The organism is Aminobacter sp. HY435, from assembly GCF_027568395.1.
Lineage (GTDB): Bacteria > Pseudomonadota > Alphaproteobacteria > Rhizobiales > Rhizobiaceae > Aminobacter.
The window spans coordinates 187,419-206,659 of record NZ_JANKZL010000009.1; the positions used below are offsets into that span (position 1 = coordinate 187,419).

The 19,241-nt window shown below is 64.8% G+C and carries 25 protein-coding genes; 20 read left to right on the plus strand and 5 right to left on the minus strand.

The window, feature by feature from the left end:
- Positions 1-14 precede the first annotated feature (14 nt).
- A complete protein-coding gene (locus tag PCJ21_RS15010; protein WP_269932218.1) occupies positions 15-380 on the minus strand; it encodes a DUF5330 domain-containing protein in 366 nt (121 codons plus the stop codon).
- 463 nt (positions 381-843) lie between these two features.
- Between PCJ21_RS15010 and PCJ21_RS15015 the strand changes: the two genes are divergently transcribed.
- The 3 genes from PCJ21_RS15015 (at position 844) to PCJ21_RS15025 (ending at position 3,820) form a co-directional block, all read left to right on the plus strand.
- Positions 844-2,622, plus strand: a complete 1,779-nt coding sequence (locus PCJ21_RS15015) for a PAS domain-containing sensor histidine kinase (RefSeq protein ID WP_269932219.1) — start codon at positions 844-846, stop codon at positions 2,620-2,622.
- A complete protein-coding gene (locus tag PCJ21_RS15020; protein ID WP_269932220.1) occupies positions 2,597-3,394 on the plus strand; it encodes a peptidoglycan-binding domain-containing protein in 798 nt (265 codons plus the stop codon). Before PCJ21_RS15015 ends, PCJ21_RS15020 begins: the two co-directional genes overlap by 26 nt.
- A gap of 78 nt (positions 3,395-3,472) precedes the next feature.
- Complete coding sequence (locus PCJ21_RS15025) at positions 3,473-3,820, plus strand: DUF1491 family protein (protein WP_269932221.1); 348 nt, start codon at positions 3,473-3,475, stop codon at positions 3,818-3,820.
- Positions 3,821-3,829: 9 nt separating this feature from the next.
- Here PCJ21_RS15025 and PCJ21_RS15030 read toward each other — a convergent pair whose 3' ends face one another.
- The 4 genes from PCJ21_RS15030 to PCJ21_RS15045 all read right to left on the minus strand — a co-directional run bounded on the left by PCJ21_RS15030 (position 3,830) and on the right by PCJ21_RS15045 (position 8,580).
- Positions 3,830-4,807, minus strand: coding sequence for a hypothetical protein (locus PCJ21_RS15030; RefSeq protein ID WP_269932222.1), 978 nt, complete (start codon positions 4,805-4,807; stop codon positions 3,830-3,832).
- Between the two features lie 384 nt (positions 4,808-5,191).
- On the minus strand, positions 5,192-5,734 hold the full coding sequence (locus PCJ21_RS15035) for a DUF1254 domain-containing protein (RefSeq protein WP_269932223.1): 543 nt from the start codon (positions 5,732-5,734) through the stop codon (positions 5,192-5,194).
- Positions 5,727-6,311, minus strand: coding sequence for a DUF1214 domain-containing protein (locus PCJ21_RS15040; protein ID WP_269932224.1), 585 nt, complete (start codon positions 6,309-6,311; stop codon positions 5,727-5,729). The genes PCJ21_RS15035 and PCJ21_RS15040 overlap by 8 nt, the downstream gene beginning before the upstream one ends.
- A 112-nt stretch (positions 6,312-6,423) precedes the next feature.
- On the minus strand, positions 6,424-8,580 hold the full coding sequence (locus PCJ21_RS15045) for a transglycosylase domain-containing protein (RefSeq protein WP_269932225.1): 2,157 nt from the start codon (positions 8,578-8,580) through the stop codon (positions 6,424-6,426).
- 296 nt (positions 8,581-8,876) lie between these two features.
- On the opposite strand from PCJ21_RS15045, the gene PCJ21_RS15050 reads away from it, so the two are divergent.
- The 17 genes from PCJ21_RS15050 to PCJ21_RS15130 all read left to right on the plus strand — a co-directional run bounded on the left by PCJ21_RS15050 (position 8,877) and on the right by PCJ21_RS15130 (position 19,235).
- Positions 8,877-9,323, plus strand: coding sequence for a hypothetical protein (locus PCJ21_RS15050; protein WP_269932226.1), 447 nt, complete (start codon positions 8,877-8,879; stop codon positions 9,321-9,323).
- A gap of 25 nt (positions 9,324-9,348) precedes the next feature.
- A complete protein-coding gene (locus PCJ21_RS15055; RefSeq protein ID WP_269932227.1) occupies positions 9,349-10,563 on the plus strand; it encodes a DNA-packaging protein in 1,215 nt (404 codons plus the stop codon).
- Positions 10,564-10,575: 12 nt separating this feature from the next.
- Positions 10,576-11,751 (plus strand): phage portal protein, encoded by a 1,176-nt coding sequence (locus tag PCJ21_RS15060; RefSeq protein ID WP_269932228.1) that lies wholly within the window; start codon positions 10,576-10,578, stop codon positions 11,749-11,751.
- A 25-nt stretch (positions 11,752-11,776) separates the two neighbouring features.
- Entirely contained in the window at positions 11,777-12,124 is a 348-nt protein-coding gene (locus tag PCJ21_RS15065; protein WP_269932229.1) for a DUF6107 family protein, read from the plus strand.
- 1 nt (position 12,125) lies between these two features.
- Positions 12,126-12,812, plus strand: coding sequence for an HK97 family phage prohead protease (locus tag PCJ21_RS15070; protein ID WP_269932230.1), 687 nt, complete (start codon positions 12,126-12,128; stop codon positions 12,810-12,812).
- Positions 12,809-14,065 (plus strand): phage major capsid protein, encoded by a 1,257-nt coding sequence (locus tag PCJ21_RS15075; protein ID WP_269932231.1) that lies wholly within the window; start codon positions 12,809-12,811, stop codon positions 14,063-14,065. Before PCJ21_RS15070 ends, PCJ21_RS15075 begins: the two co-directional genes overlap by 4 nt.
- A 94-nt stretch (positions 14,066-14,159) precedes the next feature.
- Positions 14,160-14,729, plus strand: a complete 570-nt coding sequence (locus PCJ21_RS15080; protein ID WP_269932232.1) for a head-tail connector protein — start codon at positions 14,160-14,162, stop codon at positions 14,727-14,729.
- Complete coding sequence (locus tag PCJ21_RS15085) at positions 14,729-15,064, plus strand: phage head closure protein (RefSeq protein ID WP_269932233.1); 336 nt, start codon at positions 14,729-14,731, stop codon at positions 15,062-15,064. The genes PCJ21_RS15080 and PCJ21_RS15085 overlap by 1 nt, the downstream gene beginning before the upstream one ends.
- Positions 15,061-15,252 carry a hypothetical protein gene (locus tag PCJ21_RS15090; protein WP_269932234.1) on the plus strand — a complete coding sequence of 64 codons (192 nt, stop codon included), beginning with the start codon at positions 15,061-15,063 and terminating at the stop codon, positions 15,250-15,252. The genes PCJ21_RS15085 and PCJ21_RS15090 overlap by 4 nt, the downstream gene beginning before the upstream one ends.
- The gene (locus PCJ21_RS15095) at positions 15,233-15,643 is read left to right on the plus strand and encodes a DUF3168 domain-containing protein (protein WP_269932235.1); all 411 of its coding nucleotides are present in this window, start codon (positions 15,233-15,235) and stop codon (positions 15,641-15,643) included. The genes PCJ21_RS15090 and PCJ21_RS15095 overlap by 20 nt, the downstream gene beginning before the upstream one ends.
- A 45-nt stretch (positions 15,644-15,688) precedes the next feature.
- Positions 15,689-16,105, plus strand: coding sequence for a phage major tail protein, TP901-1 family (locus tag PCJ21_RS15100; RefSeq protein WP_269932236.1), 417 nt, complete (start codon positions 15,689-15,691; stop codon positions 16,103-16,105).
- Positions 16,102-16,443 carry a gene transfer agent family protein gene (locus PCJ21_RS15105; RefSeq protein WP_269932237.1) on the plus strand — a complete coding sequence of 114 codons (342 nt, stop codon included), beginning with the start codon at positions 16,102-16,104 and terminating at the stop codon, positions 16,441-16,443. The genes PCJ21_RS15100 and PCJ21_RS15105 overlap by 4 nt, the downstream gene beginning before the upstream one ends.
- 44 nt (positions 16,444-16,487) lie before the next feature.
- Positions 16,488-16,667, plus strand: coding sequence for a phage tail assembly chaperone (locus tag PCJ21_RS15110; RefSeq protein WP_442866020.1), 180 nt, complete (start codon positions 16,488-16,490; stop codon positions 16,665-16,667).
- Positions 16,657-17,235 (plus strand): phage tail tape measure protein, encoded by a 579-nt coding sequence (locus tag PCJ21_RS15115; protein ID WP_269932309.1) that lies wholly within the window; start codon positions 16,657-16,659, stop codon positions 17,233-17,235. Before PCJ21_RS15110 ends, PCJ21_RS15115 begins: the two co-directional genes overlap by 11 nt.
- A gap of 10 nt (positions 17,236-17,245) precedes the next feature.
- The gene (locus PCJ21_RS15120; RefSeq protein WP_269932238.1) at positions 17,246-17,893 is read left to right on the plus strand and encodes a DUF2460 domain-containing protein; all 648 of its coding nucleotides are present in this window, start codon (positions 17,246-17,248) and stop codon (positions 17,891-17,893) included.
- Positions 17,890-18,777 carry a DUF2163 domain-containing protein gene (locus PCJ21_RS15125; protein ID WP_269932239.1) on the plus strand — a complete coding sequence of 296 codons (888 nt, stop codon included), beginning with the start codon at positions 17,890-17,892 and terminating at the stop codon, positions 18,775-18,777. Before PCJ21_RS15120 ends, PCJ21_RS15125 begins: the two co-directional genes overlap by 4 nt.
- Positions 18,774-19,235: an NlpC/P60 family protein gene (locus PCJ21_RS15130; RefSeq protein WP_269932240.1), complete on the plus strand. Its 462-nt coding sequence runs from the start codon at positions 18,774-18,776 to the stop codon at positions 19,233-19,235. Before PCJ21_RS15125 ends, PCJ21_RS15130 begins: the two co-directional genes overlap by 4 nt.
- Positions 19,236-19,241 lie beyond the last annotated feature (6 nt).

Genomic DNA, 19,241 nt, shown 5'->3' on the forward strand with positions numbered 1-19,241 from the left:
GGCGGAGGATCGGCTCAGTTGGCGGGAGCAGGGGCGGGCGTGGGGATGGGAGCGGTCTCCAGAGCCGGCATGTCGTCCGATGCCGGCACGCTGCCGGTCTGCGTTGCCGTATCCGGCTGGCCGAACTGCTGGTCCAGTACCTCATAGGCAAAGCGAGCGCTTTCGCGCGCCCTTTCGCCGATCGTCTGCATCGCGGCCTTGCCGGTCTCGCAGACCTCGGGCTTGCGTTCGCAAATGCCGGCGATGTCGCCGACGGCCTCGCGCGCGGCAAACAGGGCCTGCAGCGGGCTGACGCGGCTCTCGCCGTCGGGACCGGTTCCCAAGGGCAGCAGAAGCAGGACGAGCGAGAACCAGAACGCGGTTCTAATGAGAAAGCCCATAGGTAGCCTCGTGTGGTCTGACGAACAGATTGACGACTGCCCATCTCTCAGGTGCCTGGCCGACAATCGCATCAACCAGCAAGGAGCCGTTGCCGCAACAGGTGGCATTTTGCCCTGCCGTTTCACCAATTCGTAACGGATGGACTTTTGGCCAAGACCGCTATTTGCAGGCAATCTTGCACGTGACTCGTAAGCAATTGATTTAGATTGCGAAAGCACAGGGCATTCGACGGCTTGCGCGTTTGCCGGTGATTCTGAAGCGCAAGTCGGCAAATAACCCTCCATTTACCATGGCGAGAACTGTTCTCGATTGTTGGCCTTGCCGCACCAATATTCGCCTTGTGACTGGGTTCGGATCGGCTGGCCCTTATTCCTTCATTAAAGGCTCGGTGCGAGGTTGGACCTCAATCTTGCAAGAGCCGCCCAGCGGTCCACGAAAGAGTGCGTAGCGTTGAGTTTTGTCATGACCAGATACGGCGAGTTTTCCGGCGCGATGGCCGGCGGCTGCGACCGGTTGGTCCATCCCTCGGTTTCCGATGCCGAACGCCCGCGCCAGCGGCGCCTCGTCGGCCTGCTTCTTGCCGCGCCGTTTCTCCTGGCTGGCGCTGGCGTGGTTCTGGTATCCGCCAATCTCGGCGCGGCTTCCACCTTTGCCGTGATTTTCGCCGCATTCAGCCTGAGCTGGCTCGCAGCGTTGCTGATCGCGGCATCCGGCAAAGCGCCGCTCGTCGCAAGTTCGGCGCTTGTCGCCGGCGCTGGCGCGATCGCCGCCATCGTTGCCGCGGCAGGTGGACTGACATCTCCGGCAGCGCTTTTGCTCGCCGCATTGCCGTTTGAGGCCTATTGGGTCTGGCGCACGCGTTCGGCGATTCTCGCCGGCGCAGCGGCTGCCATCGTTGCGCTGCTGCTTCAGCCAATTCTCGGCTCGCTGCCCTTTGCCGCCGGTGCCGCGGCCTCGGCATGGCAATGGCTTCTGCCGCTCGCATGGGCGGCCGCCGTCGCCGCCCGCGCCCTGAAGTTTGCCGGGCAGTCAGAATCCGAAAACATCAACGTTCCTGCGGGCGCGCTTGAAGATCTGCTTGAGGCGGTCGTGCTGCGCATTGCCCGCAATGGCGACGTTGTCGACGTGTCCGAACAGTCGCGCTCGATGCTGCGGCTCCAGCCCGAGTTCCTGCTCGGCACGGCATTCTTCGACCGCATCCATGTTGCCGATCGGGTCGGCTATCTCTGCGCGCTTGCCGACATGCGCGATGGGGCGAGCTTGCGCCATGCCGAGCTCCGGCTACGCCTGCCGAGGCAGAGCGAAGGCGAGGCCGGCGACAACTTCCATCCTTTCGCGCTCGAATTCATGAGGGCGGAAGGCCAGTCGTTCGTGGCGCTTGTGCGCGACAATGCAACGGTTGCGGACCTGCGCCAGGAACTCGCGAAGGCCGCCGATGCGGTCAAGGGCGCAGAACTGGCGAAGAGCAATTTCCTGGCGGCTGTCAGCCATGAGCTCCGCACGCCGCTGAACGCCATCATCGGCTTCTCCGACATGCTGCTGCACGAGATGTTCGGCCCGTTTGCCGAGCCGCGACAGAAGGAATATGTAGGCATCGTCCGCGAGTCGGGCCAGCATCTGCTCGACGTCGTGAACTCGATCCTCGACGTCTCCAAGATCGAATCGGGCTGCTACGCCATCAATCCGGAGCCGTTCAGGTTCCGCGAGGCGGTCGACATGTGCGCTTCCATGATGGCGCTGCAAGCGGAGGCGAAGGCGCACAAGGTTTCGGTCGAGATCGCCGCGGGCGTCGGCGAGGTCAAGGCGGACCGTCGCGCAGTGCAGCAGATCCTGATCAACCTGCTTTCCAACGCGGTCAAGTTCACTCCTGATGGCGGCAGGGTCGACGTTGGCGCAAAGCGCCTCGGCTCGCGCCTGCACTTCTGGGTGTCCGACACTGGCATCGGCGTTGCCGAAGAGGATTTGTCTCGTCTGGGCACGCCCTTCATGCAGGTGCAGAACGACTACACCCGCCGTTTTGAAGGCACGGGCCTAGGACTGTCGCTGGTCAAGGGATTGGTCGCGTTGCACGACGGCACGATGTCGATCGAAAGCGCGCCGGGCGAGGGCACGACAGTTACCATCAGCCTGCCGGTCGAAGGGCCGGCGCTGCGCCCCGAGCCGACGAGAGGCGAGTTGATGCGCCTGCCGGCGGGCAAGGCCAAGGAGGTGCGCGATGGCTCGCTCCGCAAGGCAGGCTAAGCAGGTCATTGAAGAACGCAGCCGTTTCCAGGACGGCGCAGTCGCGCTTGGCGGAATGATCGCGCGCAATCCGGTTCTGGTCGGCGGTTCGACGGCCTTCCTCGTGGCGCTGTTCTACGTCTCGGCCAATGCGTTGTGGTATCAGCCATACGCCCACAAGAGCGCGTTCTTCCAGACGCGGGAGGCTGTCGAGTTTCCCGACATGGACGTGAACGAGCCAGAGACGACGATCAAGATCGAGCGGCCGCAGGCGGAGGTCGTTCCGCCGCAGGGCGATCCTGAGATCGAGCAGGTGCAGAGCATCCTGAGAGATCTCAACTTCTACACCGGCGCGGTCGACGGGCTGGACGGTCCCAACACGCGCGGCGCCATCGAGGCCTATCAGCGCAAGGTCGGTCTGATCCCGACAGGCGAAGTCGACGAAGCCTTGCTCGAGCAACTGGGCGCGGCTGAGACGACGGCCGGGATTGCGCCACGGCCGACGCCGCGCGCGCAGGCCTTGGCCGCCCCGCAAGCGCGGCCCGAGGCAGCGCCGACGCCGATGCCGGCACGCGTGGCGACAGCACCCGCCGTCGACATGTCGGCCAGGATCATGAAGATCCAGGCCGGGCTGAAGGCGTTCGGAAACGATGGCATCGAGATCGACGGTGTTATTGGCGCGCGGACGAAATCGGCGATCCGGGAATTCCAGGCGCTGTTCGGCCTGCCCGAGACTGGCGAGCCCGATGCGGCCGTCCATGCCAAGATGCGCGAGATCGGCCTCACCAACTGAACCTTGGCTTACGGCAATTGGCCTGTGCGGAGCGGACAGCTATAGAGACCTGATTGAAACTGCGGTCAGGTCAGGCAGATGCGCGTTACCACGGATTTCTGGGTCTCTGCCCTGCTGCGCAGGGTGTTCGGCGAGGGTGGCTTCGGCGCGATCCTGAGCAAGGGGGCGTCTGAGGCCGGCGCTGTATTCGTGCTGACCCGGGACCGCTTCGGCAGCACCGACCTCTACGGGCCGGCGCCACAGACGAGCTACGACACCGCCAAACCCGACGAGCGCCAGTTCAGCCTGCTGGAAAGCGGCGTCGACGGCGAGACGGTCGACAAGCGACTCGAGCGTGAACGACGGTTCGACCCCGACATATGGGTGGTTGAAATCGAGCCGGGCAAAACCGAGATCAAGGAATTGCTGGCGCTGTCGGCGTCTTGAAGGCGCCGATCAACCGGCGTTGAGCCGGGCGCCGTTGGCGCGGATCCGTGCCCCGACCGATGCCGCTTTCCAGTCCCTGACCCGGTCGAGCGCGACATCGCGATGCAGGACGCGATAGCGCTCAAGGAACAGCCTGATCGATTCGGCATGGGCAAACTGGCCTGGGAACGTCGCCGAGGTTAGCAGGAACGCCTGCTCTTCTGGCAGGTCCAGCGCTCTAAGGGCATCTATCAGCGACGAATAGCCCGACTTCTCGGTGATGGCGCGCGCCGTCGGGAAGTCGATGTCGAGCGCGTCGGCGAGAGCGGTCTGGAAGAACGTGTTGTTGCCGGTCAGGGCGGTTGTCTTCAGGCGTTGATAGGCGCCGGCACGCGGCGTCGCTTCACCGGCGGGGAGAGCAGGGCTGCTCGGCGCGTTGGGAGCCATCATCGAACGCAGCCTGCGGCGGATGTTGTCGGCCAGTTCGCCCGGTGCGAGACCGCTGTCGGCGATCGTGCCCGGAACTGCCTCCGGGGCTGCCGGCATGGCGACGGATGGTGAGAGCTGGGCGTCGCCATCGGGATGAACCAGGCGCGGGCGTTCAAGGATTCGGATCAAGTCCGCGATCGCCGGATTGAGGTTGGGCCGGCGCAAGATCGCGCGTGCGTGCGGCAGGCCGTGGCGACCGATCAGGGCAATGAGGGCGACATCGGACAGCACCGGCGAGCGGATGAGCAGCGGGGCCGCGATATCGACGCTCTCGTCGCAGAGACGGCGAACGAGGCCGAGCGGCGCGTACTCGCTCTCCGACAACGCAGCCGCCACGAAGCGGCGCGCCTCGACAGACACATTGTCGAACAGCGGTAAGGTGAGGTCTTCGAGCTGGGTGATCTCGCGGCGCGAAGGACGCGGCAGGGCGCAAAAGGCGGACACCGCCGCCCGGAAAAGCCGCTCGGGCTTTCCGGTTTCGCGCCTGATTGCGATTTGCCTGAAGTCCGATGCTGACACGGTACGCCTGACACTACTCGATACTGCTGCGGAGACGATCCGGCACTGCAACTGCGTACCGGAGCTCCGAAGATGAACATAAACTTAGCCGCGATTTGTTAGCGGACTGTTAACTCTCTGCTGGCCTTATCAAGACGGAGGCGTTGCGTGCTTACTCCGGTCAAACCGAGAGGGAAATCGCATACCATGGGCAGCGTAGTGTCATTCATGCCGCGCCGGGCGAGCGCCCGCAGGTCGCCACGCACAGCGGAAACGCCGGCATCCATCATCATATTTCCGGGCGTGCGTTACGAACGCCCCAGCGCGCAGACAGGCGGCCGCGAACGCGCCGACGTCCCACGGCGCAACGAGCCGTTGCCCAAGCATTGATGCCCCGCAGGGGGCTTATTGCGTGTCGCAGTTGATGCCGTCGAGGAAGCGCGAGATCGTCGGCCGCCAGCTGTCGTCGGGGACAAACGCACGGACGACCACGATGCCTTCGTCGATCGGCGTTTCGACGAAGATCGACTTTTCGAACTCTGTCGGCAGTTCCTTGCGCAGTTCGATCATTTGCGCCGGGGTCAAGACGACGAAATCGAGATTGCCGTCGGTCGCGGTGCGATCGTTGAAGCTGTAGATGTTCTGCCCGCTGCGGTCATAGACCGACGCCGACCAGTAGGGAACCTTGCCGGCATTGTCGATGCGGACGACACCGTCCGCCAGATCGAAGCGGCAGGCTGCATCGTAGAAGGATGGGTCGAGCGACTTGACCACTGGCGCGCCGCCGACGTCCTGGTCCAGACGCACCACCTTGTTGGGGCCGGCGACCATGGCGAGGCGCGACCAGGCGTCGCGTTCGGAGAAGTTGGGCACTAGCAGCAGTATGACGATGTGGGCGATGCCCAGACCGACAAGGGCAATCGCCAGGGCATGAAACAGCCTACGCATTGCACTGGCCCCTGACGATGCGCGGCATCTGGATGTCCGACAGGCCGGTGCTGCTGGCAATCGGCGTGTCGTAGAGCGTCAGCACCAGGTTCATCTCGCCCACGCCGGATACGGCCAGCCAGTTGCCCGGCACGGCCTGTGCGCCGACGGCAATTTCGATGGTGTTGTCGGGCTGCCGCAGGACTTCGAGCGAGTGCAGGGCGGGGTCGCGGCGCGTCGCCGGCTTGAGGGCGTTCTGCGCCTTGTCGGAGGCGTAGAGCGTCCAGAATCTTGCGACGGGAAGCGAACCGTCGATGAGATAGGTGCATTCGCGCCGGAGATTGGCGCCGTCGGCATCGCGCTCGGCGACGAAGGCGAGGCCCTCGGCGCGGCCAAGCGCGAGAATGCCATCGCGCGCAACGCGGGCCTTGGAATAGGGGTCGGCTTCAGGGGTCCCGATATCAGGAAATGCCGTCCACGAGCCAACTGAAACGGCGCCAATGCCTTCCTGCCTGTCAAGCACCATCCGAACGCTCGCGGCACCACCGCCGATGGCGATGGCAAGCGCGAGACCGATGAGGAGCGATTGTTTCAGCATGACCTGCCGCACGATGGAGCTGACGGAGGAATATCCTGCCAATCAAGACGAACGCAAGCCAGCGAAGCTTGCTGCAGGCGGCGACGCGCTGGCTGGAATGCCGTTGCCAAGATCACAGCGCCGATAGCGTCTTGGGCTCGGCGGGCGGTTCTATCGCCGGTGCGTTGTGGAACACATCGGCAATTTCGCGCAGCGTGCGGGTGGTGGTGCTTGAGAGCACTGGCGGGCGGTCGGGCGCATCTGCGGCGGCCTGCTCGGCACCGTTTTTCGCGGCCTCTTCCGCCTTGGCGATGGCCGCCGGGTCGACGAACGGGTTCTGGATGCCGGGGATCGGCTTCAGGTCGATATTCTGGTGCGCGTAGGCCATGAAGCGCTGCCACACCATCGCCGGCAGCGAACCGCCAGTCATGTTGTTGGTGGTCGAGAAGTCGTCGTTTCCGAGCCAGACGGCGGCGGTGTAGTTGCCGGTGTAGCCGATGTACCAGGCGTCGCGATAGGACTGGGTGGTGCCGGTCTTGCCCGCGGAGCGGACATTGGCGAGCGCGGCCCTACGCGCCGTGCCGACCTCGGGGATCTGCACCATGATCGAATTCATCGAGGCCACCGCCTGCTCGGACAGGACGCGATGCGGCGGCGGCGCGTCTCGGGTGTAATCGTAGACGATCTTGCCCGAATGCGTTGTCAACTGGGTGATGCCGTGACGGGTGCCAACAATGCCGTCTTGAGCCAGCACGCTGTAGCCGGTAGCCTGGTCCATGACGGTGAGCCCGGAGGTCCCGAGCACCATGGTCTTGTGCGAGCTGACCGGCGATTCCACGCCCATCGCCTCGGCCATCGCCTTGATCGGCGGGATCGACAGATGGTCCTTGGCGAGGCGCACCGGAACCGTGTTGATCGACTTGATCAGCGCCGTCGACAGGGTCATCCGGCCGGAATAGCCGCGGGTATAGTTCTTCGGCGACCATGCGCCCCAGCTGATCGGCCCATCGGAGATGACCGATTCCGGGGTGAAGCCGTGTTCCATCGCCGTGGCGTAGACATAGGGCTTGAAGGACGAGCCGGTCTGGCGCTGGGCGCGGGTCGCGCGGTTGAACTGGCTGGCGCCGTAGTCGCGGCCGCCGACGATGGCCCGCACCGCACCGTTGGTCTCGATGACGACGACCGCGCCTTCGCTGACGTGATACTCCTTGCCGAACTGGCGAAGGTGGAACTCGACCGACTCCTCGGCCGCGTTCTGGATGTTCATGTCTATGGTGGTGCGTGCGACCAGCGAATGGACGCCGGACTTGGCGGCGATCTTCTTGACCTCGTCGAACGCCCAATCGAGGAAGTAGTCCGGGCTCTTGCGGTCGCCGCGGTCGACGATGTCGGCCGGATGCAGGCGCGCCGAAAGCACCTGGCCCTCGGTCATGAAGCCCGCCTGCACCAGATTGGTGAGCACCACGTTGGCGCGGGCGCGGGCGGCCGGCAGGTTGATGTGAGGAGCGTATTTGGTCGGCGCCTTGAACAGGCCCGCGAGCATCGCCGCCTCGGGCAGGTTGAGATCCTTGACCTGCTTGCCGAAGTAGAAGTCCGCCGCCGCCGCGATGCCGAACGTGCCGCCCCCCATGTAGGCGCGATCGAGGTAGAGCTGCAGGATTTCCTTCTTGGAGAGATTGGATTCCAGCCACAGGGACAGGAAGGCTTCCTTGACCTTGCGCTCGACGGTGCGCTCGTTGGTGAGGAACAGATTCTTGGCGAGCTGCTGGGTCAGGCTCGAGCCGCCCTGGACGACCGAGTTGGCGCGCATGTTTTCCGACATGGCGCGGATCAGGCCGAGGAAATCGATACCGTAGTGCTCGAAGAAGCGACGGTCCTCCGTCGCCAGAACTGCCTTGATGACGTGATCCGGCATTTCGTCGACTGGTACGGAATCGCGCTGGATAATGCCGCGCTGCCCGATCTCGTTGCCATAGCGGTCGAGGAAGGTGACGGCGAAGTCATCCTGATTGCGCCAGTCGCCGCCGGTTTCCTGGAACGCAGGCATCGCCAGCGCAAGCATGACCACGGAGCCTCCCGCAGCCATGGTGAAACCTTCGCTCAGGATTTCGATGACACCACGCCGCCAGCCTTTGACGCGGAAGCGGCGAAAGAAGATCGTGGCGTTTTCCCAGAACTCCTGGGCCTTGAAACGCAGCTCGTAAAGAGTCGAGTCGAGCCATGCATCGATCGCCAGAAGTCCGGCGGCCAAACGGCCTCTTTTCTTACGGGGTTCGACTGGGCTTTCCATTCGCAATGGGTCCGGCGCGTGACTGCAGCTTATACCAAAACACTTATGCTGGCGAATTCCGGGTGCGCGTCCCCGGCCCAAGGCCGACTTGTCCCCGATTTTCGCGGTCGCCACAAGGGGGCGGACGACGTGTCCCGGGTAAATGGAAAATCACGACGAAATAGGAATTTATTCTTGACACCGTTACGGCGGCGGTGTAGTGTCTCGATATCGTCGAAGAATTGCGACCGCAGGGCACGGCCCGCCGCCGCATTTGGGCGAAACTCCTTACAAATCCACAGTCGAGGTGGTCGTTGGTGGCGCAGGCTGAAGAACGCTGGCGTGCGGTGCGTGCGCTTTACGAAGGCGCGCCGGCGGATGCGGGCACGCTGTCCCGGGTGAGCGGCTGGAAGGAAGCAACGATACGCAGGCGCATCGAACGGCATGGCTGGATAGCCGGGACCGATGGGGTTGTCGATGAACGGCTCGTCCGGCTGGCCGACTCGCTCGTTGGCCAGGTCGAGACCCTGCGCGCGGAAAGTGCAGGCGCGCTCGACAAGGCGCAGATCGAGATGGTCGGCCTCGTCGTAAGGACGGTGGAAAAGATCACGGAACTGATGCGGGGCGGGGAGGTAGCGAAAGTGAGCCAGACGAACCGAGATGCAGAAATGGCCGATGTGCTTGCAAGGATCGATCGACGCATCGTCGAACTCGCACGGAGCTACGCCCGGGTGCTGGGCACGGCAGAACATAACCGATCGTGAAGGACGCCTGATCGCCGGGGAATGGTTGCAAAGCGCGCGCATCGAACAATATCTGCTTGAGGCGCGGCCGGCGACCTGGCTGGTGATAGGAGGACGTGGCGCGGGCAAGACGCGGCTGGGCGCCGAGTGGGTGAATTCGCTGGTGAGGGGCTTTTCACCTTTCGCCGACAGGGCGCATTCGCCGATTGCCCTGGTCGGTGAAACGTTGGCCGATGTACGCGAGGTGATGATCGACGGCCCCTCGGGGATCGTCACCATTTCGCGCCACGACCGGCCACGCTTTGAAGCGAGCCGCCGCAGGCTGGTGTGGAACAGCGGGGCCGTGGCGCAGATTTTCTCATCCGAGGATCCCGAAAGCCTGCGCGGGCCGCAATTCCAGGCAGCGTGGTGCGACGAACTGGCGAAATGGAAACATGCCGAAAGCTGTTTCGACATGCTGCAGTTTGGCCTGCGGCTGGGCGACAGGCCCCGCCAGCTCATCACCACCACGCCTCGTCCATTGCCGATACTCAAGCGACTTCTCGCCGATCCCGCGGTCATGGTGACGCGCATGCGTTCGGACGACAACAGCGCCAACCTGGCGCCAGGGTTTCTCAACGCCGTTCGCAATCGCTACGGCCGCACTGTACTGGGTCGCCAGGAACTGGACGGCGAACTGGTCGAGGATCGCGAGGACGCGCTGTGGTCGCGCGACATGCTTGCGGCCGCGACTGTCGCCGAAGCTGCGGATCTGCGCCGGATCGTTGTCGCTGTCGATCCGCCTGCCGGTTCGCGCAAGACATCCGACGCCTGCGGCATCGTTGCCGTCGGGCTGGATGGCGCGGGCAGGGCCGTGGTGTTGGCCGACGCCACCGTTCGTGCGGCAAGACCGCAGGATTGGGCCGGTGCGGCTGTCAGGCTGTTTCATCGGCTCGCGGCCGACAGCATCGTTGCCGAGGTCAACCAGGGCGGCGACATGGTGACGGCGGTCATCCGAACGGTCGATGCCGCGGTGCCGGTCAAGCCTGTGCGCGCACGGCGTTCCAAGTGGCTTCGCGCCGAACCCGTGGCGGCGCTCTATCAACAGGGCAAGGTCGTGCATGCCGGTAACTTTCCGGAACTTGAAGACGAGATGTGCGACTTTGGCGCGAACGGACTGTCGAACGGCCGTTCTCCCGACCGCGTCGACGCGCTGGTCTGGGCCGTGACCGAATTGATGCCGGACTGGTCGACCGAACCGCGAATCCGCGATTTTCTCTGAACAGGATACGATATGGCTGTGAATTGGCCCTGGTTCCGCTGGACCGGGAGGGGAAGCACCGTGCCCGAGCGCAAGAGCGATGGCGCTATCGGCTTTGTCGCGCTGCATGCCCAGGGCGAAGCGCGCTGGACCCGACGGGACTATGCCGCGCTGGCGCGCGAGGGGTTCATGCGCAATCCGATCGTGCATCGCTCGGTGCGGCTGATCTCGGAGACGGCCGCGGCGATACCCTGGCTGCTCTACGACGGCGTGACCGAACTCGCCGAGCATCCCCTCTTGAAATTGCTCGACCGGCCGAACGAGCGGCAGGCGGGCGCCGGTTTCATGGAAGCGCTCTACGGGCATCTGCTGCTGTCGGGTAACGCCTATGTCGAACTGGTGTCCGCCCAGGGTGGCGCTCGCGAGATGCACTTGCTGCGGCCCGACCGGGTGACGATTGCGAGCGACGGGTCTGGGTGGCCCGTTGCGCTGGACCATCGCGAAGGCGCGCAGCGCCGTCATATCGAACTCGGCCTGTCCGGCAACGGCGGGGCGGCGCACCTGGCACTGTTTCATCCTCTTGACGATCACTACGGCTTTGCGCCGCTGGAGGCGGCGCTGATCGCGCTCGATACGCACAATGCGGCCGGACGCTGGAACAAGGCGTTGCTCGACAATTCGGCGAGGCCTTCGGGTGCCCTGGTTTATGCGCCCAAGGACGGGGGCAATCTGAGCGACGAGCAGTTCGACCGGCTCAAGGCCGAGCTGGAGGAAGGCTATTCCGGCTCGACCCGCGCCGGACGGCCCCTGCTGCTCGAAGGCGGGCTGGACTGGAAGGCGATGGGCCTGACGCCGAAGGACATGGACTTCATCGAGGCCAAGCACTCGGCGAGTCGGGACATCGCGCTGGCTTTCGGAGTTCCGCCGATGCTGCTCGGCATTCCCGGGGACAACACCTATTCCAACTACCAAGAAGCGAACCGGGCCTTCTATCGCCTGACCGTTCTGCCCCTGGTGGCGCGGACAGCGAAGGAGCTGTCGGCCTGGCTGACGCCGGCGTTCGGCGACGGCCTGCGGCTCTGGTACGACGCCGACCAGGTCGAGGGCCTGGCCGGAGAGCGCGATGCGCTGTGGACCAGGCTCGGAGCGGCTTCGTTCCTGAGCGAAGACGAGAAGCGCGAGGCGGTCGGCTATCCGCCGCACCGCTGAACAATTCCACGATGGGACCAAAACCATGACGGACATGTCCGATCCGGGCTGGCTCTGGCTGGCCAAGGGCGGGGGAGCCATCGCCGGATCGGCGATCTCACTCGCCTATATCCTGCCGCATGGCCGCCGCGAGGCCGCGGTGCGCTTTGCCGTCGGCGTCGTCTGCGGCCTGGTGTTCGGGGGCACGGTCGGCCTCAAGATATCGGTCGAACTCGGCATCGAACGGCTGATCAGCCCGGCCGAGATGACGATGATGGGAGCCGCAGCCGCCAGCCTCTGCGCCTGGTGGGGGCTCGGCTTCGTCATGCGGGCGCTGGAAGGCAATCGCCTCGGCCGATGGATCCTGGAAAAGAAGAACGGGAAGGGCGCCTAGGATGAGCCAAGCGGCTGCTGCGTACTGCGAGCGCAAGTTCGTCGACCTGGTTCTCGACGAGGTTGCCGGGGACGGCTCCTTCTCAGGCTACGCCAGCCTGTTCGGGCAGCTCGATCTCGGCAAGGATATCGTCGAGCGCGGGGCATTTGCCAAGTCGCTGCGAACGCGGGGCGCGGCAGGCATCCGCATGCTTTTCCAGCATGATCCCAACCAGCCGATCGGCCGTTGGGCCGAGCTCAAGGAGGACGCGCGCGGCCTGTTCGTGCGCGGCAGGCTGGCCAAGGATGTAGGCCGTGCCCGAGACGTGCACAACCTGCTGCGCGGCGGCGCGCTGGATGGCCTGTCGATCGGCTTTCGCGCGGTGAGAGCGCGGAAGGATCACGCAACCGGCGTGCGCCATATCCTGGAAGCCGACCTTTGGGAGATTTCCATCGTCACGTTCCCGATGCTGCCGCAAGCGCGTATCGACACGGTCAAGGGGCGCGGGCGATTGCCCACGACCCGGCAATTCGAAGGCTGGCTTACGCGGGATGCGGGGCTGACCAGAACCGACGCCCGGACGGTAATCGCCGAGGGCTTTTCCAGCCTTGTGCGCAAGCGGGACGCCGCATGGGGAACGCAAGCCGGCCTTGCCGAATGCATCCGCGAGGCCACACGCATGATCAAGCAAAAAGGAAGCAGCGCATGACCACATTGCACGCGCCGCGCCCGCCTGAAACCAAGGCGGCCGGCGACACGCTCGACCTGAAGGATGCCTTCGGCGAGTTCATGACCACTTTCGAAGCCTTCAAGGACAGCAACGACGAGCGGCTGGCGCAGCTTGAGGGCAGGTTCGGCGCCGACGTGGTGACCTCGGAGCAGGTCGATCGCATCTCCCGCGCCCTCGATGAGCAGAAACGCCTCCTCGACGGCCTGTCGCTGAAGCGGGTGCGCCCGACGCTTGGACGCGACGGAGCGCGGACCGGACCGAGCGAGCACAAGGACGCGTTCGACGTCTACATGCGCAGCGGCGACGACCGGCAGCTGCGCGCCCTCGATACGAAGGCGATGTCGTACGGTTCCGGCCAGGACGGCGGCTACCTGGTGCCGAGCGAAACCGAGACCGAGATTGGCCGCCGCCTGTCGGTATTCTCGCCGATCCGCTCGATCGCGTCCGTCCGGCAGGTTTCGGCGGCCGTGCTGAAGAAGCCGTTCACGGTCACCGGCCCGGCCGTCGGCTGGGTTGCCGAAACCGCCACCCGGCCGCAGACGGCGTCGCCTGTCCTGGCCGAACTGCAGTTTCCGACCATGGAGCTCTACGCTATGCCAGCGGCGACGGCATCGCTTCTCGAAGACAGCGTCGTCGACCTCGACCAGTGGATCGCCTCCGAGGTCGAAGCCGCGTTTGCCGAGCAGGAGGGAATGGCCTTCGTCAACGGCAGCGGCGTCAACAAACCCAAGGGCTTTCTCGACTACAACAAGGTTGCCGAAGCGAGTTGGGCCTGGGGCGATATCGGCTACCTCGTGACGGGCGTTTCGGGGGCACTGCCAGCGTCGAGCCCGTCGGATATCCTGGTGGACACCGTGTATGCGTTGAAGGCCGGATACCGGCAGAACGCCAACTGGGTCATGAACCGCAAGACCCAGGCGACGATCCGCAAGCTCAAGGACGCTGACGGCAACTATCTGTGGCAGCCGCCTTCGGCACTTGGCCAGCGCGCGATGCTGATGGGCTTCCCGCTGGTCGAGGCCGAGGACATGCCCGACGGGGCCGCCAACTCGACGCCGATCGCCTTCGGCGACTTCGCACGCGGCTATCTGGTCGTCGACCGGACGGGCGTGCGGGTGCTGCGCGACCCGTATTCGGCCAAGCCTTACGTGCTGTTCTACACGACCAAGCGCGTCGGCGGCGGCGTTCAGGACTTCAGCGCCATCAAGCTGCTCAAATACGGCACGGCCTGAGCCACGCGGCGATCTCGCCAGTTGGCATGTGCCGTGGCGGCTCCGGTCCCTCCCAGCTGGGGCCGCCATTTCATCCCAGATACAGAGGTCATCAATGACGTTGATCAGGACAGTCGCGCCTGCGGTCGAGCCGGTGACGCTTGTCGACGCCAAGGCGCACCTGCGCGTCACGCACAGCAGCGAGGACGCGTTGATAGGCGGCCTTGTCGTGGCTGCGCGCGAGGACGTAGAACGCTGCACCGGTGTGGCATTGATCGACCAGAGCTGGCGCCTGGTGCTGGATCGCTGGCCGACCGACAACCGCGTTGCCTTGCTGCGGCATCCCGTGCGTGAAGTGCTTTCGGTGACCACGTATGACAGTGAGGGTTCCGCGTCGCTCGTCGATCCGCAGCACTATCTGTTCGACAGCCTGTCGCGACCGGCGCGGCTGCATTTCGACAGGACGCCGGACCGGCTGCGCACGATGAAAGGCATAGAGGTCGACTTCCGCGCCGGCTTCGGCGAGGCGGGCACCGATGTTCCCGATCTGCTGAAGCGCGCGGTGCTGCTGCTTGTCGCGCACTGGTACGAGTTCCGGACAAGTTTCGGGCCGGCGGATCAGCCGGTGTCGTATCCGGCCGCCTACGACCGCCTGCTTTCAGGCTACAGGGCGATGAGGCTGTGATGCGCGTGAGTTTCATCGACCCAGGCGCGCTGCGCAGCGAATTCGCCCTCGAGCAGTGCGTGACCACGCCGGATGATTTCGGCGCGCAGAGCGAGAGCTGGGTCGAGGTGGCGACGCTGTTTGCCCATGTCGAGCCGATTGCCGCGCAAAGCATTTTCGGCGCCGGACAGACGATTGAGACTGCAACCCACCGCGTCACCACACGGTGGCGGACAGGGCTTGCGAGCGGGATGCGGCTCAGGCGGAACCTGCGGGTGCTGGACATCATTACTGTCCACGACCCAGATGAAACCCGCCGCTATCTCGTGTGCGGCGTGAAGGAGGTCGGCGCTTGAACGTGACCATGAGACTGACGCGCGACGGAATGTTGCGCGCGCTGCGCTGGCGAGCGCACGAACTGGCAGAGGACGCCGAACAAGGCTACCTTGGCGAGGCGTCGAGCGAACGCCGGGCGGCTTCCTCCGCCATGCGCGACGGGGCAGAAGCAGGGAGGAAACCGAGCGATGACCGCCCCGGCAGCTGAATTGCAAAAGGCGGTGTTTGCGGCGCTGTGTGGCGATCCGTCGCTCGTTGCGATGCTTGGCGGGCCAAAGATACATGACCAGGCGCCGGCCAATGTTGTCTTTCCCTATCTGACCTTCGGCAGAACCAGCGTCTACGACTGGAGCACCGACACCGAAAGCGGGACCGAGCAGCTGTTTTCGATCCATGTCTGGTCGAAGGCACAAGGCAAGCGCGAAACGCTGGAGATCATGGAAGCCGTTCGCGTGCTGCTCGACGACGCCAGGCTCGATCTCGGCTCCCAGCATCTGGTCAGCATGCGGCTGGAGTTTTCCGAAGCGCGCTTCGACGACCGGCTGACCGTCCATCATGGCGTGCTGCGCTTTCGTGCGGTGACCGAACCGGTGGCCTGACGGCCGCGCCACGAGATTTTCTCAAGCAAATCCAGGAGACCATGAATGGTCGCACAGAAGGGCAAGGACCTTCTGCTCAAGATCGATAGCAACGGTCTGGGCAGCTTTGTGACGGTCGCGGGCCTGCGCTCCAAGCGCATCGCCTTCAACAGCGAGACGGTCGACGTCACAGACGCGGATTCGGTCGGACGCTGGCGCGAACTGCTCGCCGGCAGCGGCATCCAGCGCGCCTCCATAAGCGGGTCCGGCATCTTCAAGGACCAGTCGTCGGATGCGCGTATCCGGACATGCTTCTTTGGCGGCGACATCGTCCGCTGGCAGCTCGCGGTTCCGGACTTCGGCATTGTCGAGGCGCCATTCCAGATCACGGCGCTGGAATACACCGGCAATCACGATGGCGAGATGACGTTCGAGGTGGCGCTGGAATCCGCCGGCGTCGTCGGCTTCTCGGTGACGCCATGAGCGCCAATCGCCGCCGCGGCGAGGTTGCCGCCGAACTGGACGGCAAGCATTACCGTCTATGCCTGACACTCGGCGCTCTGGCCGAGCTCGAGGCAAGCTATGCCGCAGACGATCTCTCGGCACTTGTCGAAAGGTTTTCGAGCGGACGGCTTGCCGCTTCCGACATGATCAGGATCATCGGCGCCGGTTTGCGCGGGGCCGGGCAGGACCTGCCGGACCAGGCTGTGGCCGCGATGCAGGCGCAAGGTGGAGTGGCGGGGTTTGCCGCCATCGTTTCGGATTTGCTGACGGTGACCTTTGGCGCGGTGCCGGCGACCGGGGACGCACAAAACCCTTAGACGCCGCGGCGGGCAATGGCGCGGAGTTTCCCTGGGACCATGCCATGGCCGCGGGGTTCGGCCTGCTGCGGCTGTCGCCCGCCTCGTTCTGGGCGATGACGCCACGCGAACTGGAGCGCGCGATGAGCGTGCTTTCGCAGGGGCGAGGGAACGCGCCGCTGCGCGTACAACTGGAGACATTGATGGCAGCCTTTCCGGACAATCGGGAGCCAAATCATGGCTGAAGGGGTCAAGATCGAGATTTCCGCCGATACAGCTCCGTTCCAGAATGCGCTGAAGTCCCTCGAGCGACTGTCGGACAGTTTCGGCGCCCAGCTGACCGGGGCGATGAAAAGTGCGGTGGTCAGCGGCCGCGAGCTAGACGACGTGCTCAGGCGGATCGGATTGAACCTTGCCGGCATGGCGCTCGAGCAGGGGCTGAAGCCTCTGCAGTCGCTGGCGGGATCGATGTTCTCGGGACTGCTCAACGGGCTGCAGAACATCCTGCCTTTCGCCAAGGGCGGAGTGACGGGGGGCGTTGTGCCATTCGCCTCGGGCGGTGTCGTCTCTTCGCCAACCTATTTTCCTGCTGGCAGGAACATCGGCCTGATGGGCGAGGCGGGAGCGGAAGCGATCCTGCCGCTGCGTCGATCCGCCGACGGCAGTCTCGGCGTTTTGGCGCCGGGAGGCGGCGGGGCGGTGAATGTCGTCTTCAACGTTACTGCCCAGGACGCGGCTTCGTTCCGCAAGTCCGAGGCGCAGATAACAGGCATGCTGGCGCGCGCGGTGTCGCGCGGCGCACGAACATTCTGAAGGGGGAGCCATGTCGGAATTGGCAAGTTTCCACGACGAGGTCTTTCCGCTGGCGGTGTCGTTTGGCGCGACAGGCGGGCCGGAGCGCCGCAACGAGATCGTGTCCCTGATCTCGGGCCGCGAAAAGCGCAACTTGCGCCTGTCGCAGTCGCGTCATCACTACGACGCGGGCACCGGGGTCAAGTCACTTGACGATCTGCACGACGTGCTGTCGTTTTTCGAGGCGCGCCGGGGGACGCTGCACGCCTTCAGGTTTCGCGATCCCTTCGACATGAAGTCGTGCCGGCCCGGAGGCGCACCAACACCGCTCGACCAGCCGTTGGGGACCGGAGACGGCATCAAGACGCGATTTGCCCTGACCAAGACCTATGGTGCTGGGGCGGACGCCTACCTGCGCCCGATCACCAAGCCGATCACCGCCAGCATCCGCATTGCAGTGGCCGGCGTGGAGCGGCTTTCGCCAGCCGACTTCTCATTCGACGAAGCGACCGGCGAGGTGGTCCTTGCCGGAGGTGCGCCTGGTGCCGGGGCGCTGGTCACGGCCGGTTTCGAATTTCACGTGCCGGTACGGTTCGACATCGAGCGCCTGTCCCTGAGCATGACCGGGTTCAAGGCAGGGCAGATACCATCGATCCCCCTGGTGGAGGTGCTGCCATGACGCTGCCGCCAGCATTGGCCGATCACCTCGGCCAGGCCGTGACCAGTGTTTGCCATTGCTGGCGCTTGACCAGGACGGATGGCCAGGTCAGCGGATATACCGACCATGACCGTACGATCACGCTCGAAGGCCTGGCTTTCCTGCCGGAAACCGGGCTCAGCGCCAGCGAGGCGCGCAGTTCGCTCGGCCTTGCCGTCGATACTGTCGATGTCGAGGGCGCGCTGAGTGCCGACAGCATTCGCGACGTCGACATCGCAGAGGGGCTGTACGACAACGCAACGGTTGAGACCTTTCTGGTCAACTGGCGGTCGCCGGAGCAATTTGTACTGCTGCGGACGGCGACCATTGGCAAGATCACGCGCAGCGACCAGCGGTTCGTAGCCGAACTCGAAAGCCCGTCGCATGCGCTGGATCAGCCGCGCGGCCGCTATGTAGTCCGCGCCTGCGATGCCGAGCTCGGCGACCAGCGCTGCGGCGTGGCGCTGGACACACCGCAATTGTCAGGCAGCGGAACAGTGACGGCCTACCTGTTGCCAGACATGGTCAAGGTGACAGGCTTGAACGCATTTGCGCCGGCGTGGTTTGCACATGGTACGCTGACCTGGACTGCCGGCGCGCGCGCCGGGCGCAGCGAAAGGCTCGTCGATCACCGCCGCGAGGGATCATATGCGATCCTCGCATTGGCGGCGCGCGATGGTCCAGCCGTCGCCGCTGGCGACACTTTTGTCGTTCGCGCCGGTTGCGACAAGGCGTTTGCCACCTGCAAGGCAAAGTTTGGCAACGCTTTGAACTTTCGCGGATTTCCCCATCTCCCCGGCAATGACGCAGGTTATTCGTATGTGGCGGAAGGCGGCGTTTTCGACGGACGGCCGATCGTGCCGTGAAGGGCGTGTCGCCAGTACGACCTGCCGCGTCGGCAGTGGTGCGCGAAGCGATGGAGTGGGTTGGCACCCCCTATCGCCACCAAGGCTGCCGAAAGCGGCTTGCCTGCGACTGTCTCGGACTGGTGCTCGGCATTTGGCGCGAGCTCTACGGTTCGGACTTGCCGTCTCCGGGGCCATATGCACCGGACTGGGCCGAAGCGACGGGCGAGGAGCGCCTGCTGGACGGGCTGGGCGGCCAACTGGTGGCCAAACCAGCGGCGGACATGGCGCCTGGCGACGTGATCGTCTTTCGCTGGCGGCCACATCTGCCGGCAAAGCACGCAGGCATACTGACGGACGGCGATTCTTTCGTGCATGCCTATCAGGGGAATGGCGTGACGCTGACGCACCTGGTTCCGCAGTGGCGGCGGCGCATCGCTGCGGCCTTCGCATTCCCTGACATTCCACAAAACCGCTGATGCCGG

What these genes read in the sequence shown, in the direction of transcription:
- PCJ21_RS15060 (WP_269932228.1), top strand. Translation starts at nt 10,576, where the DNA reads ATGGCTGTGAATTGGCCCTGGTTCCGCTGGACCGGGAGGGGAAGCACC.
- PCJ21_RS15070 (WP_269932230.1), top strand. Translation starts at nt 12,126, where the DNA reads ATGAGCCAAGCGGCTGCTGCGTACTGCGAGCGCAAGTTCGTCGACCTG.
- PCJ21_RS15045 (WP_269932225.1), bottom strand. Translation starts at nt 8,580, where the DNA reads ATGGAAAGCCCAGTCGAACCCCGTAAGAAAAGAGGCCGTTTGGCCGCC.
- PCJ21_RS15025 (WP_269932221.1), top strand. Translation starts at nt 3,473, where the DNA reads ATGCGCGTTACCACGGATTTCTGGGTCTCTGCCCTGCTGCGCAGGGTG.
- PCJ21_RS15035 (WP_269932223.1), bottom strand. Translation starts at nt 5,734, where the DNA reads ATGCGTAGGCTGTTTCATGCCCTGGCGATTGCCCTTGTCGGTCTGGGC.
- PCJ21_RS15040 (WP_269932224.1), bottom strand. Translation starts at nt 6,311, where the DNA reads ATGCTGAAACAATCGCTCCTCATCGGTCTCGCGCTTGCCATCGCCATC.
- PCJ21_RS15125 (WP_269932239.1), top strand. Translation starts at nt 17,890, where the DNA reads ATGACGCTGCCGCCAGCATTGGCCGATCACCTCGGCCAGGCCGTGACC.
- PCJ21_RS15065 (WP_269932229.1), top strand. Translation starts at nt 11,777, where the DNA reads ATGACGGACATGTCCGATCCGGGCTGGCTCTGGCTGGCCAAGGGCGGG.
- PCJ21_RS15020 (WP_269932220.1), top strand. Translation starts at nt 2,597, where the DNA reads ATGGCTCGCTCCGCAAGGCAGGCTAAGCAGGTCATTGAAGAACGCAGC.
- PCJ21_RS15015 (WP_269932219.1), top strand. Translation starts at nt 844, where the DNA reads ATGACCAGATACGGCGAGTTTTCCGGCGCGATGGCCGGCGGCTGCGAC.
- PCJ21_RS15075 (WP_269932231.1), top strand. Translation starts at nt 12,809, where the DNA reads ATGACCACATTGCACGCGCCGCGCCCGCCTGAAACCAAGGCGGCCGGC.
- PCJ21_RS15095 (WP_269932235.1), top strand. Translation starts at nt 15,233, where the DNA reads ATGACCGCCCCGGCAGCTGAATTGCAAAAGGCGGTGTTTGCGGCGCTG.
- PCJ21_RS15110 (WP_442866020.1), top strand. Translation starts at nt 16,488, where the DNA reads ATGGCCGCGGGGTTCGGCCTGCTGCGGCTGTCGCCCGCCTCGTTCTGG.
- PCJ21_RS15120 (WP_269932238.1), top strand. Translation starts at nt 17,246, where the DNA reads ATGTCGGAATTGGCAAGTTTCCACGACGAGGTCTTTCCGCTGGCGGTG.
- PCJ21_RS15105 (WP_269932237.1), top strand. Translation starts at nt 16,102, where the DNA reads ATGAGCGCCAATCGCCGCCGCGGCGAGGTTGCCGCCGAACTGGACGGC.
- PCJ21_RS15100 (WP_269932236.1), top strand. Translation starts at nt 15,689, where the DNA reads ATGGTCGCACAGAAGGGCAAGGACCTTCTGCTCAAGATCGATAGCAAC.
- PCJ21_RS15085 (WP_269932233.1), top strand. Translation starts at nt 14,729, where the DNA reads ATGCGCGTGAGTTTCATCGACCCAGGCGCGCTGCGCAGCGAATTCGCC.
- PCJ21_RS15010 (WP_269932218.1), bottom strand. Translation starts at nt 380, where the DNA reads ATGGGCTTTCTCATTAGAACCGCGTTCTGGTTCTCGCTCGTCCTGCTT.
- PCJ21_RS15080 (WP_269932232.1), top strand. Translation starts at nt 14,160, where the DNA reads ATGACGTTGATCAGGACAGTCGCGCCTGCGGTCGAGCCGGTGACGCTT.